This is a genomic window from Spirochaetales bacterium (genome assembly GCA_016930085.1).
GTDB lineage: Bacteria > Spirochaetota > Spirochaetia > SZUA-6 > JAFGRV01 > JAFGHO01.
In genome coordinates this window covers 49,861-63,100 of the sequence record JAFGHO010000029.1, presented here as the reverse complement: position 1 = coordinate 63,100, position 13,240 = coordinate 49,861, and the positions used below count along the sequence as shown (strand labels likewise).

15 protein-coding genes are annotated in these 13,240 nt (G+C 45.6%); 8 read left to right on the top strand and 7 right to left on the bottom strand.

Features of this window, described 5'->3' with window-relative positions:
• Window positions 1-2 precede the first annotated feature (2 nt).
• On the bottom strand, window positions 3-818 hold the full coding sequence (locus JW881_05645) for a hypothetical protein (protein ID MBN1696974.1): 816 nt from the start codon (window positions 816-818) through the stop codon (window positions 3-5).
• A 473-nt stretch (window positions 819-1,291) separates the two neighbouring features.
• Between JW881_05645 and JW881_05640 the strand changes: the two genes are divergently transcribed.
• The 8 genes from JW881_05640 (at window position 1,292) to JW881_05605 (ending at window position 7,863) form a co-directional block, all read left to right on the top strand.
• Complete coding sequence (locus tag JW881_05640; GenBank protein MBN1696973.1) at window positions 1,292-2,098, top strand: glycosyltransferase; 807 nt, start codon at window positions 1,292-1,294, stop codon at window positions 2,096-2,098.
• A gap of 811 nt (window positions 2,099-2,909) precedes the next feature.
• The gene (locus JW881_05635) at window positions 2,910-5,081 is read left to right on the top strand and encodes a hypothetical protein (GenBank protein MBN1696972.1); all 2,172 of its coding nucleotides are present in this window, start codon (window positions 2,910-2,912) and stop codon (window positions 5,079-5,081) included.
• A gap of 205 nt (window positions 5,082-5,286) precedes the next feature.
• The gene (locus tag JW881_05630) at window positions 5,287-6,213 is read left to right on the top strand and encodes a hypothetical protein (GenBank protein MBN1696971.1); all 927 of its coding nucleotides are present in this window, start codon (window positions 5,287-5,289) and stop codon (window positions 6,211-6,213) included.
• 79 nt (window positions 6,214-6,292) lie between these two features.
• Window positions 6,293-6,529 (top strand): helix-turn-helix transcriptional regulator, encoded by a 237-nt coding sequence (locus JW881_05625; protein MBN1696970.1) that lies wholly within the window; start codon window positions 6,293-6,295, stop codon window positions 6,527-6,529.
• 189 nt (window positions 6,530-6,718) lie between these two features.
• A complete protein-coding gene (locus JW881_05620; protein ID MBN1696969.1) occupies window positions 6,719-7,126 on the top strand; it encodes a hypothetical protein in 408 nt (135 codons plus the stop codon).
• A 23-nt stretch (window positions 7,127-7,149) separates the two neighbouring features.
• Complete coding sequence (locus JW881_05615) at window positions 7,150-7,368, top strand: winged helix-turn-helix transcriptional regulator (GenBank protein ID MBN1696968.1); 219 nt, start codon at window positions 7,150-7,152, stop codon at window positions 7,366-7,368.
• Window positions 7,369-7,389: 21 nt separating this feature from the next.
• Window positions 7,390-7,701, top strand: a complete 312-nt coding sequence (locus JW881_05610; GenBank protein ID MBN1696967.1) for a hypothetical protein — start codon at window positions 7,390-7,392, stop codon at window positions 7,699-7,701.
• 66 nt (window positions 7,702-7,767) lie between these two features.
• Window positions 7,768-7,863: a hypothetical protein gene (locus JW881_05605; GenBank protein ID MBN1696966.1), complete on the top strand. Its 96-nt coding sequence runs from the start codon at window positions 7,768-7,770 to the stop codon at window positions 7,861-7,863.
• Between the two features lie 175 nt (window positions 7,864-8,038).
• Here JW881_05605 and JW881_05600 read toward each other — a convergent pair whose 3' ends face one another.
• The 6 genes from JW881_05600 to JW881_05575 form a co-directional block, all read right to left on the bottom strand.
• Window positions 8,039-8,893, bottom strand: coding sequence for a hypothetical protein (locus JW881_05600; GenBank protein MBN1696965.1), 855 nt, complete (start codon window positions 8,891-8,893; stop codon window positions 8,039-8,041).
• A complete protein-coding gene (locus JW881_05595) occupies window positions 8,868-9,557 on the bottom strand; it encodes a hypothetical protein (protein ID MBN1696964.1) in 690 nt (229 codons plus the stop codon). Before JW881_05595 ends, JW881_05600 begins: the two co-directional genes overlap by 26 nt.
• A 53-nt stretch (window positions 9,558-9,610) precedes the next feature.
• The gene (locus tag JW881_05590; protein ID MBN1696963.1) at window positions 9,611-10,798 is read right to left on the bottom strand and encodes a serine hydrolase; all 1,188 of its coding nucleotides are present in this window, start codon (window positions 10,796-10,798) and stop codon (window positions 9,611-9,613) included.
• Window positions 10,799-11,002: 204 nt separating this feature from the next.
• Window positions 11,003-11,320 (bottom strand): hypothetical protein, encoded by a 318-nt coding sequence (locus tag JW881_05585; GenBank protein MBN1696962.1) that lies wholly within the window; start codon window positions 11,318-11,320, stop codon window positions 11,003-11,005.
• A 155-nt stretch (window positions 11,321-11,475) separates the two neighbouring features.
• Complete coding sequence (locus JW881_05580; GenBank protein ID MBN1696961.1) at window positions 11,476-11,703, bottom strand: glutathione S-transferase N-terminal domain-containing protein; 228 nt, start codon at window positions 11,701-11,703, stop codon at window positions 11,476-11,478.
• A gap of 11 nt (window positions 11,704-11,714) precedes the next feature.
• Window positions 11,715-13,202 carry an HDOD domain-containing protein gene (locus JW881_05575; protein MBN1696960.1) on the bottom strand — a complete coding sequence of 496 codons (1,488 nt, stop codon included), beginning with the start codon at window positions 13,200-13,202 and terminating at the stop codon, window positions 11,715-11,717.
• Window positions 13,203-13,240: the final 38 nt, after the last annotated feature.

Below are 13,240 nucleotides of genomic sequence, written 5' to 3'. Positions count from 1 at the left end.
CCTTAAAATACGTTCAGAAAAGGAAGCATCGCCCCGCAAACCGCGATGAATAGTGAGACAATCAAATTTCTTTTTTCCTGTTTATTTCTTGTCGATACCAGTTCTTCGAAATAAAATCCAAGCCGTACCGGTATAAAAAGGAGAAAACAGGCAATAGTGACACCGGCAAGAACAAAGATACATTGAACGATGTTTCCGGCACCCGTAAATATATCTTTCCGAAGAAAATATCCCCTGAATGCGTTTCCGAGGCTTTCCCATACGACCGTATACCCGACACATCCCCACAGTGTGAGAAAAAAATTACCGATAAACATTGCAGGCGGCGAAACGGTGATGTTCTCCCCTGACATGTCGGAAGGGGCAAGCAGCGTCAGGTAGCCGATATAGAGACCGCGAAGAAAAACGAGGATGAAGACAGCCATGCCCGCAAAAGAATCGGGTGCGATGCCGAATCCGGCAAGCATGACGAAGCAGACAAATCCCGCACCCACGAGGTGAAAAATATTCATGAGTATAATCGGGGCGAAATAACCTTCCAGGGGGGTTTTATAGAGTCCGCCGTCCGGGGAAGAGAGCAGACTCCTGATCGACCTGCTTTTGACGGCGATGCCGATAGTTTCCGAGATAAATGCTGCGAGAAGGATAACACCGATTAATATCTCCTCACACCCCGGGGACGGATGATATTCAAGCGGTAGCGAATAGGCCTGTAGATGCTTCCCGATCAATAACTCATAACAAAGGGCATAGAGAAAAAAAATTCCATTGAAAACGACACCGGCAGGTTGTCTGACGATATGGAAGATTTTCTTCATTGCGGTTCCCGGAATTATTCCGTGCATCACTTGCCCCCGGATTTATTGTTCACTCAGATACAAAGTATTGGTTATTTTATAGTCATTTTCAAATCATTTTTTATTTTATTCGGCACGTTCGACCGCCATGGTGGGGCGGGGGAAGAAAACCGACTACCTCATGCGGCGGAACATATATCGTGATACCTGAAGCGAAGCCTAATATGAAAAAGACAAACTGTTTAGAAATTATAAAATATTTGGGTTATTGAAATAAATAGGATTTTATTGTATTCTTCTTTTATCAAACGAAGATTAATGATATAATTATTGTATTGTTGACCCGCATATGATATATGGATGTAATTATGGACACGTTAAATGAGTATGCAACATTTATTATCCCTCATTATGGCACGAATATTACAGAAAACAAGCGATATCTGAATGAATGTCTTTCCGGTATTTTCAACCAGAGAGATAATAAATAGAAAATAGTAATAATTGACGACTGTTCTCCATGTGAGGATTCAAAAAGAAGCCTGATTGAAATTAAAAACAAAAATTCGGAAAATATCGAGATTATATTCAACGACGAAAATCGAGGTCCCGGATACTGTAGAAATAAGGGTATCGAATGGGCATGGCATAACAAGTCTCCGATTGTGTTGTTCAATGACAGCGATGATATTTCACATAAAGACAGACTGCATACTGTACGAAATGTGTTTATAAGCAACCCTGAAACGGATGTTATTTATTCGACATTCAAGGTAATCGATGAAAATGCCGAAGAAGTTCAGACATCGAAAATTACCGAATCAATCCTTGAGATACTGGAATCTCATAAGCAAAAACCACCTGAAGGAAAAAATGTCTGGATAGATATTGCAACCAGATATGGATATATAAATTTAACATCCTGTACAAGTGTCAAAACGAATCTTGCGTATGAAATCCCGTTTCCGGAATATTGGTGTTCGGAAGATGCGCATACCTGGTTGAGATATTCTGCATCGGGTGGCGGGTTTTATTATTCACCTGATATTCCATCATTATACAGAATCCCGCAAAATATAAAGGGATCTTCTTCTCGATCACGGGAAGGGGGCGATTCATTTTATAAAAAGCTTCGGGAAGTACTGGATGAAGCATTTCGCGAATCGATGAAAATTGCATTAAAAAAAAAGAGTATATCGAATGATGAAACAGACGATCTGTACATTAAATTCTATCTTAAATTGGCAGAGACTATGAAAAGAGAAAAACAAATCGAAATTGCGGATCAATTAATAAGTTAAGCCAGGGTGATTTCGGACATAAAAACAGCAGAGTATATCGGTATGTATGGAAAATTGGTCTGGGTAAGCGGGAAAAAATAATCTACTGGAGTTGGTACTGAGAGCGGTTTTTATCACCATCTGTTGGGTGTAAGGCAGTGAACAGTATATTGTAAAGATAATATAATGCCTGGGAATCGACTGATGCAACTTTCAACAATTCCCGGAATGGATTTTTTTCATCTTGTATGGACCGGGCTTTATTTTACATGTTACACCTAAATTAAAGCAGGTATTTTAATTGCTATTATTGGTTAAGGAGATTGTCTGAATATGAAATTTAAGAAAATAATTCTGAGTATCGCACCTTTGTGGGGTATCGATCATCCTTCGCTTGGTATCTGTTATTTAACTTCATATCTTGAGCATAATGGTTATGAAGTCTATCAGAGTGATTTCAATATTGAAATCCGAGGGGAATATTCCGTAAACCGTTTGTATTATAAGCCAATTTAATCATACTATTCTCCTTATTAATGAACGGCAATATTCAAAATAATTATTACAAGCTGATCAAAATGTGACTATCATTTATATAATAATATAGATAAATATACAAGCAACTTTTTCCCGGTACGATATCATTTACCTGTATCAATCCATGTTGTCATTCTCTGTATGAACGTAATTGTCACACCAATTGGTGAGGTGAAAATTATTGGAGAATTCAACGGTTTTCCTGTATATTGATTGATTAGAAATTGACAGGATATGTCTTTTTTTTCTATCTTTTACTCAGATAAAATTCCAGGCGGACAGGATTAATAAATACATGCATAAAACAAACACCTTGTTTTTCATACTGACGATGTTCCTCGGGGCGTTTCTCACTTTTCAGATTCAACCCGTTATCGGTAAAATCATTCTCCCGTGGTTCGGCGGGAGTCCCGCGGTCTGGACGATATGTATGCTCTTCTTTCAGGTTTTACTGCTGGCTGGCTATGTTTATGCTCACCTTATCGTCTCGAGGGGCAGACCGATTGTTCAATTTATCGTTCACGGCTCGCTGCTTCTGCTCGCCGCCTTTCTCCTCGCGTTCCGCGCGGTTTCCCCCGAAGCAATGAAGCCCGCACCGGATACCGACCCGGTTCCGTCGATTATCCTTATCCTGACGGCCTCAATCGGTCTGCCTTATTTTACCCTCGCGGCCACGAGCCCGCTCGTTCAATCCTGGTACGGCCGGCGTGATGCGGTACAGGAACCGTATGTCCTCTATGCGGTATCGAACATCGGCTCGCTGCTCGCCCTTGTTTCATACCCCGCGATGATCGAACCGCTGCTTCCGCTGCGAACGCAGACATTCGTCTGGAGTATCATTTTTACGGCTTTCGCGATCGTATGCGGTTTTACCGCGTGGATAAGCCTCGGACGCAAAAAAGCGGAAACCGTCTCCGTTAACTCCGGTATTGCACCCGGCGGCAGCGCCGCTTCCCAGGCAAGCAGGGTACGGCGGGAGAGAACCGGCGGCGTCTCAAGAAATGAACGGCGGAGACCGGCCCCGGCAGAACCGGGATTGTTCGAACACATTTCGTGGGTCGTTCTCCCCATGCTTTCCTGCATGCTGCTTCTTGCGGTCACGAATCAGTTGTGTACGGATGTCTCAAGCAGCCCCTTTCTCTGGGTGCTGCCCCTTTCCATTTACCTGCTCACCTTTGCCCTTGCGTTTACCGGATGGCGTTTTGTTTACAGCCGGTCGGTATTCTTTATCGTTCTTGTTTCAGGGTTCACCCTGATCGCGTTTATACTGCGGTATCCGCGTGATCTTTCGTTTCTCCTGCAGATCATCATCTATTCCGCGGTCGTCTATGCCGGCTGTACGGCCTGCCATGCCGAACTCTACAACCTCCGTCCCCCGAACCGTTTGCTTACCCGCTATTATCTTTTCATCGCGGCGGGAGGGGCCGCGGGCGGTATGGTTGTGGGACTGGCGGCGCCGGTCGTCTTTACGGATTATTACGAACTGCACCTCACGAGTGTCGCGATCCTCGTTTCGATTATCGCGCTCGCATTCAGGGACGGGGATTTTATTCCGGTATCGGGAAAAGGGAACCTTGGAAAGCCGCTCACGTTTGCCTTTTTTGTTCTTCTTGTCTGCGGCGTCGCCGCGGCGTTTATATTCCAGATTTTTAACCGATCGGATATATTCTACGAGTGCCGGAGAAATTTTTTCGGGGTCGTCTCCGTCAGGGATTATTCCACCGGGGAGTCCCGTCTTCGGGGCTACCGGCTTGTTCACGGTTATACGAGTCACGGGCTCCAGTTCGCCGATGAAGCACTCAGAAACATACCAACCGCCTATTTTTCTGAGGAAAGCGGCGCCGGTATCGTCCTTGCAGGCTATCCCCGCACGCCGGCCCTTCGGGTCGGGGCTGTCGGCATGGGCGTCGGGACGATCGCCGCCTACGCGCGGCCCGGCGACCTCTACCGCTTTTTCGAGATAAATCCGGATATCATCTCGATCGCGTCGGACGGCAGATACTTTCACTATCTTGAAGACGCCGAAAAACGGGGCGCCGCAATCGATATCGTCCGGGGCGACGGCAGGCTCATACTCGAACGGGAGGCTTCGGCCGGAACGGAACCCCCGTACGACGTGATCGTACTCGATGCCTTTTCAAGCGACGCGATTCCGGCGCATCTTTTGACAATGGAGGCGTTCGCCGTCTATTTCGACCGGCTCAAGAAAGGGGGCGTTATCGCGGTCCATATCACCAACCAGACCCTCGATCTCCTTCCCGTGGTCACTGCGATAGCGGACCATTTCGGAACCGGCGCCTTTTTACGGACGAACTACCCGAAACCGGACCGGGGAGCCGCGTACTCGCGGTGGGTGCTGCTTGCGGACAACCCCTTTTTCATTCCGGAGCACTACCTGGAAACTCCCGGACGGCGGCGCGTCCTCTGGACCGACGATTTCAGTAATCTGTGGAGTGTTATGCGGTAGTGGGGTGCCGGTTCATTACGAGGAATTCGATAGATACATACTTGATTCGCACAATATTTTTCTTTATATTTATAGTAATGGGTATGCAGGTACCCTCTGTGTCTGCGGAAAGGGTCGAACCCGCCTGTCGCTTCAATGTGTTGTGGCATATATATTCTTTTCACCCCGCGGGTGCGGACAACCGGGAACAGTGAGAGGAGTATTGATGCCGGAAAACCTGCCCGAAAAACCATCCGTCGAACACCTCAAAAAGCAGGCAAAGCAGTTACTGAAAGCCTTTCGGAACGGCGATTATGCCGCCTTCCGCATCTTCAGGTTAATCGGGAGATACGCATCGTTGCCGAAAAAAGCATTTCTGAACGCCCCGATAAAACTGCACGACGCCCGATACGCGATTGCCCTTCACTACGGTTTCAAAAGCTGGCGGCAATTATCCGATTACTGCACTCAGATCAATAAGGAGGATACTATGAGTGGAACCATCAAAGAAGAATTCGATCGGCTCAAAGGATTAAAGAACAGGGCGATGCAAAGGCTGTTGAGACAGGTTGATTCTCAGATCCTTGCCATGGCGCTGCTGGATGCGGATGAAGGGGTAAAACAGAAGGTATTTGTCAATATGTCCGGACGGGCATGTACTCTGCTGAAAAGCGATATCACGGCATTGACGGATACACCCGAAATGGCAGTTACAGCATCAAAGGAAAAAATCCTCGGCGTTTATAAAAGGCTGGTAAAAGCAGGTGAAATTATGAGTGAAAAAGCCGGTAAAGAAGAGACCCCTGTCAAAAGCGAACCTGTCGGGATATTAAAAAAGAAAAAATCGAGTGGGTTTACCAACGCGGAACTAAAAGAGTTTTTTTACGAATTATGCAGGAAAGCCCACACGAAAGGCCTTCTTCAACTCGAAAGCGACGCGGAGATGGTCGACGACGAGTTGATCAAAAAGGGTCTGGAATTAATCGTCGACGGAACCGACCCGTCTCTCGTGGAAAGCATATTAAAAACAAAACTCGAAAAAGCGATCCGCGATTACCGGGTGAAATACGAAAGCTCGATCAACGCGCTCCTGGATATCCAGAAGGGGCATTATCCTGAAATGGTCAGGGAAAGACTCGACGCCTCGCTTTAGCTGGCGGTGGGGAAAATAATATTTATTTTTTCGCTTGCAAATGATATAACATCCGCTATAATACAAATGAAATTATTTAATGGGAAGAAATATGGATAAAAAGAAAAAAGATTTCTCCATAATAATCAAGGAAATCAGAAAGCAACTGGATTTCAGCCAGGAAGACCTAGCCCGCGAACTCGGGGTGAGTTTTGCTGTGATCAACCGGTGGGAAAACGGGCAGACGTCTCCTTCGAGGCTGGCCATGAAACAGTTTAATGATTTTATCGGAGAGATGACGGAAAACGGAAAACTGACACTCGGGGAGATGAAATAGATGGTAAAAACAAGCGGAGTGAATCTCGGATTCGAAGACAAGCTTTGGGCCTCGGCGGAATACCTTGATAACACAATCAAGGAAAATTTTGCATGGCTATGATTCAGGGAATAATGCGGCTTTTTTGTTCTTTGGGAAAAAACAGTAAGGCTCCTTCGCTGCGCCGTTTTTGGCGGGACCGCCAGTTCCATGATAATCGACAGGCATGATTTTGAGGGAGATATCCTTAACCTAATAGATGAAGCCCATAAATATGTTTTAAAGAATATCAACATCGGGATGAAGCTTAAAGGAATAGAACGGGAAGATGTACCGGAAATATCTTCGGAAGCTACACGGGAAGCAATCATTAATGCATTTTGTCATAGGGATTACCGTGATCCAGATTTTATCCGGATAGCCATATTTAAAGACCGGGTGGAAATTAGAAATCCGGGCGGTCTTTACGAAGGACTCACCATAGAAGAATTGAGAAATGGCAATATTTCAAAGCGAAGGAATCCTTTAATAGCAGAACTTTTGCGCAGAATTGGATTGGTGGAAGCCTGGGGACGAGGTATTCCACTTATCCTGGAAAAGGGACCGGAATATTCATAACCGGTTTCAACCGTCCTTCCTTTATGAAAACTACCGATAAGGGATTAACCCTACAAGAAATAACAGTAATTGATTTGATTAAAGGATATCCCAGGATAACCCGGAAAGAAATGGCAGATAAATTAGGACTTTCAGAAGATGGTATCCGGTATCATACTGACAAATTGAAGAAAATAGGTCTTTTAAAGCGTGTTGGAGGGAAGAAGGCTGGCTACCGGGAGGTTGTGGATAGGTTATTGTAAAGTGTATAAAGGTAATAAATTATGAAGAATCAACCAAGTCAAAGTCTTGATAAAATCTATTTTATACGATATTTAAATACAATTATGCTGTCAAATGAAGATAATTTTATTGATTCAGAATGGAATGAATTGCTGCAAAGTATTGATGAAGGTTTTAAAAAGGAAGTCAATCAACTTAATCAGCTTTCTGAGAATACTGATCCAAGAGATTATGAGTTCTTGGGTGAAGGTTATTCCATTGCATTAGATATATCAAGCAATATGTTTGCTGCATTACTCGTATCAGTTTGGGCAGAGATTGAATTACTGATGAAAAAGTACAATAATGAGTGATTGGAAAGTCGGCACTTGGGAAATAGAAATATCACTCGAATATAGGAAACGTTTGACAAACTTGGTCTGAATGAGGATGAGATAGCGTTCTATGATGCCCTTTCGGACAACCGGAGTGCACGGTATTCCTCACTTCCCGTCGATCATTATTTTAGCTTTTGATTCTATCAGATCGGTCTTGACTCCGGTAATGTCTCCTGTTTTTTCATTGAAAAGGAAAAACCTGATTTTGTACTTCGAAAAATTTTACGAAAATATACAACGGGAGGTTTTTTATCAGTCGACAGAAAATTACCTGTCTTGTTTCAACAGGGATGGGGTAATGATTTTTGTGTTTTTATCGATCGCCCTCGAGATAACCATGGAGTTCGCCGAACATCTTCACGATGCGCTTTTTGACGACCTGTTCCGGGAAGACCGTCTTGAGAAAACCGGTCAGATCGTCAAGCCCCTTCGGTTCGTTTCCGGTGAAATATTCCCGTATGTTGGCGATAAAATAGTCATAGTATTCCTTTTCTTCCTTTTTATATTCGGTGAGTTCCGAAAGGAATGTCTTTTTTTCCCGCAATGGAATCGTGTCGAGGACGAAATAAAGACTCCACATATCCTTGATATATTTGTAATCGCTTTCATTCGTGCTTCTGTTGGCAAAGGATATTCCCTTTACAAAAAAGTAGGCCGAAGGTTTGAGTATATTGTATCGTATGCCGGTTTTCCCGGCCGGAATCGCCACTTCCTGCCGGTGCGATTCTTTTAACATAAACTCGACGGTTTCAAGCGGTATCAGATTGACCCCGGCGCCGAGGATTTTTTTCTGAAAAAGGGCGGGGTCGGCGAACTCGTGACTCAGGAAATCGAGTCTCATCTTTTTCTCGTTTCCATCGCCGTATAACGCCCAGATGTCGAATGGTGCCGCTTCACCCTCGTACACCGGTTCGGTCATGTAATCGCCGGATTTCATCAGTTTGTCCAGAATAAGGGGGGAAAAAGGCTTGTATCGTTCGTGCAGGGCGAAATCGATATCGACTGTTTTGACGACAAAGACGTCCTCTTTCAGTTTCCAGAGGTAATTGATATAGATGAAAGGAAGCCAGCCGCCGATGAGGACGATCGTTTCCCTGTATTGTTCCAGATCTTTTAACACGTTCAGGAATCTTTTTTCCTGTTCATCGCCATGCAAGAAAGTTGCCATCGACTCCTCCCAATTGTTTTTCGAAATACGCTTTTTGCGGTTCCGCGATGACCGTATCCGTGACGGACAGAAAGAGATATGTATAAAAATCCGACGGCAGCATGACACCGTTCCGTCCGGCCGCGTATTTCCTCAGGAATAATTTGTAACGCGGCAGGATGACGGTGATGTTTCCCCCGAACCCGACCTTCAATAATTTAAAATCCATTTGAAATTCGGCGAGGCGTTCACCGTAAAAAATCCTCCGGTCCGGGATGAGGAGGGATAACCCCGTCACCGTCGCCTGGATCAGTTCTCCGCGTATGCCTGAAAATCTTCCGGGATAGAATTCGATTCCGCGGCCGATGAGGTCGTTGACGAGTTCGGTATCCGGGCGTTTCGATACGAAGCCGATCGCTTTCTCTTCGTTATTTCTGAAGTTTTCGACGCACATGCCGAGAAGCTGCTGAGGATTGACGAGTTTCGAAATACTGTTCCGGCCGCGCGGGCTTTTCCTCTCGAGGACTCCCTGCCCGATGAGATAATTGAAAAAAGAAACGACGGAAGGCCTGTGGCAGTCCGCAAAATCTCCCGTTTTCCATTGCCTGTCGGGTTCGCAGAGAAGACGGTATGCAATAATGAAATGGGTATCGGTAAAACGCATAAATTGTACCGTATTTAACATTTTATTATATCCGGTACATTTAATCAAGCAGAAAAACTATTGTTTTCCGCCCCTTATTCCTCCGGGAGTGTTGTGATGAAATCGGCGACCAGATTGAGGTTCGCTCTTTCATGCCTCCACGATGTATCGCCGTGTTTCCCATACTGGGGATCAGCCGCAACGACAATGACCATATTCAGCTTTTTTAAAAACGCGATCTGCTGGCCGCCGTGTCCCCACGCGAGACTGTAGGTATGCTTCCCCGACGTGACCGACCACCATTGATACCCGTAGCCGATATCCCGGAAGTTCCTGCCGACGTGGTACTGCCACGCGTTTTTTGAATACACTTCAAGCGATTCGGCGATCCAGGCGGCGGGCACGATCTGTGCGCCGTTATACGCACCGTCATTGAGATACAGCAGGCCGAATTTCGCCATATCGCGGGCTGTCAGGTGGAGTTCGGCGTGACCGAGGTAATACCCTTCCCAGTCCTGCGTCCATTTTCCGGGATCGATGCCGAGCGGTGAAAAAAGATGTTCTCCGGCAAACGCCCTGAGATCGGTTTTCACCGCCCTTGCGACAATGACGCCCAAAAGGTGTGATGTCAGGTTGCTGTAGTGAAACGAAGACCCCGGGTCCTTAATGAGGGGCACATCGATCAGATCGGAGGGCCGGAATCCGTGATACAGGAGTTCGAATAATTTCGGGGTCGACTCCTCCCAGGGGTACCCGGCGCGCATCTGAAGCATGTGCCGTATCGTAATTTGTTTTTTGCGTTCGTCCTTTATGCGTGCGGCCAGTTCCGGAAAGAATGACATCATCTTCTCGTTTATTCCCGTGATGTGCCCCTGTTGTACGGCAATTCCCACCAGCGCGGAAACGAAGCTTTTCGTTACCGACTGCAGGCTGTTCTTTATCCAGATCGCGCCCTTGTTGTAATAGTCTTCTGCGATAATAAAGCCGTTTTTTACGACAAGAAGGCCGTATATCGACTCGACGTTCATCGCATTGTAATAAAGCCGCGCAAGCAGCATCGGATCGACACCCTGTTCTTCGGGAGTGGATGTTTTCCAGCCGTCGTCCTGTACATGCGGTGTGTAATCGATTTTCGCAAGGACTTCCGGGTCCGGTGCGGAGCTGCATTGCGTACAGCCGGTTACTATGGAAAGAACAAGGATGATAAGAAAATTAAAAGAAGAGAATCGGCATGTATGACGCAGGTCATATGGACTGCCGGTTTGTTTTTTGTTTATTTTCATAATTAAATTTTTCATTGAACGGGATCATTGTCAATGATCGAAATGACCTTTTTATTCGATTATCATCCGTTTTTACAGAATAAACCGGCGTCAGGCGGAATGGTGCATCATTTAACGGCAATTACCGGGCGTGATGTCCGCAGATGTGCCGGCATCGCGATAGAATTCCGGCCGGTTTAACTGGATGAATTACCGCATAATATATCATGCCGTCTGTGCGGGGTATGTTCCCCGTTCATACCTGTAGTCGATCCTTTTAAGTATTTTCCGGCTGACTATCAGAAATATGAGGACGATACTATATAATATAATGCCGGGAAAGAACGTATGAAACACAAGCATGAGAAGCAACGATGAGGATAGGCAGATCAACTCAAGAATTAAAAATAAAACCGCAAGCCCGTAAACAAAAACCGTGTGAAATTCTTTGCTTTTGTAAACCGATATTCGTAACGACATTTTCTGGATGATGAGGATTAATGAAAGAATAAATAAAACGATAACGGCAAAGGGAATAATCACGGATCCTCCTTTTCGATCAAAGGACCGATAAGGGAAATAATCCCGATAATGTCAGCTGAATGCTTGTGAGATGTCCGGGCCGTAAGTGCAAAAAGAAAGCGGACTTTCTTTCAGTCAATCCGTCATATCTTGCATTAAATTACGCTTTGATACCGCTATTTGAGTGCCTTATCGATTTCCGGTTTGTTGAATCCCACGATGATCTTGCCGTTGATATCGACGACCGGGACACCCATCTGCCCCGATTTTCTCACCATTTCTTCCGCTTTTTGTCTGTCATTCGCGACATTGTATTCGGTGAATTTGACTCCTTTTTCCTTCAGGTAGTCTTTCACCTTTCCGCAGAATCCGCATGCGGGGGTCGAATAAACGATAATAGCCATACCGGTCTCCCTTATATTGTCTTTTTTCCGTCTTCGAACAATTTCTGAAGACGCGAGGTCAGTTCCCTGAATTTTGCTTCATCGGTCAATTTGAAATACGCGCGGACCGCCGGGTCTGATTGATCGAATACCACGATATCCTTTTCCACGCTGCAAATGAAATTTGCGAGGTAGACGGGGAATATGACATTCATGTATTCTCTGGGTCCGGCGGTCGGCTCATGATGCCATCTGATTGCGGCAACGAGTTGTTTTGGGAAACTCCATTTTTCCGCCATCTGTGCTCCCGTTTCGGCATGATTGAGTCCGACGGTGATATCTTCGACGAGATTGATCGAAATTCCCTTTTCGATGCAATATTTCACGATCTTGTCGACGACATCCGGATGAAGTGAGGAGAGGATGATTTTTCCGAGGTCATGGAGAATGCCGCCGATAAACACGTCATCGAGGACATCTCCCCGCAATCCGTTGTTCCGTGCGATGTTATACGCGTAGGTGGCGACCCTGAAGGAGTGTTCCCAGAGCTCTTTCATCTCCCTGTATTTTTTTTCAAGGATTGTCTGTGTTCCGTAGGAATAGAGAATATTCCGTAATGCCCGCATGCCTACGAGTTTGACCGCGTCCGCGATTCTTTCGATACGTTTGGCGACACGGTAGATGGGAGAATTGACGAGCTTGAGCAATTCCGCAGTGAGTGCGGGGTCCGCCTTGATGTGTTTCGCTATTTCATTGATATCGACTTCCGGATCAGCGGTCAGCTTCTGGAGGTACAGTATCGTATCCGGGAAACTGGGAAGCGAATTGATCTCCTTCACTACCGCGTTTGTTAATAGATCGACCTGTTCGACATGAATGTTTGAAAAGGGAACGCTGATCCGCGAAATTGTCTCGTCGTTTTTGACTTCGAGTTCGAAGGCGTCTTCGCTCAGTCCGATCTTTTTCAGCATGAGAATGAGAATGATAATACCAAGTCCGGCGCCCTCCGTGTTGTCCATCACCGTGTTGAATGCGTCGGTAATCGATTTATAGGCCCTCGCCCGCGCGATCCTGTCGAATACCCTCATGTGTTCCACCCGGTTGATGGTGACATTGTTATGGACCGATATGATAAATGATTTTCCTTTTGTCTGAAAGACGATTTTGATATAGAGGCCTTTCTGTTTTTGCATCTCCAGATAATGATTGATATTGTCGAGGGTTTCCGTCTTGAAGTTTTTCATGCCGATCTGGTAGTCGTCCTGGTTTTCGATATCGAGGTCCTTCTCCTCGAAATAGACGCGTTTCGTATTCGCTTTTTTCGCGTTAACGGCAAGTTCCTTGAGGCAGTAGGAAAGGGGATTTTTCAGTTTTTCATATCCCAGTTCGACAAGAAATTTTCCCAATATCTTTTCCACATACATTTCCGTTTCGTGTGACAGGGTAAAGGATTTTATAATGATGGGAATTGAATTGCTGATCGCCTTCCGGATCTCAGCGCTGCCCAGTTTATCGACCATCTCGCTTTTTACCTTGAATAATGTGCGTGACGTATCAC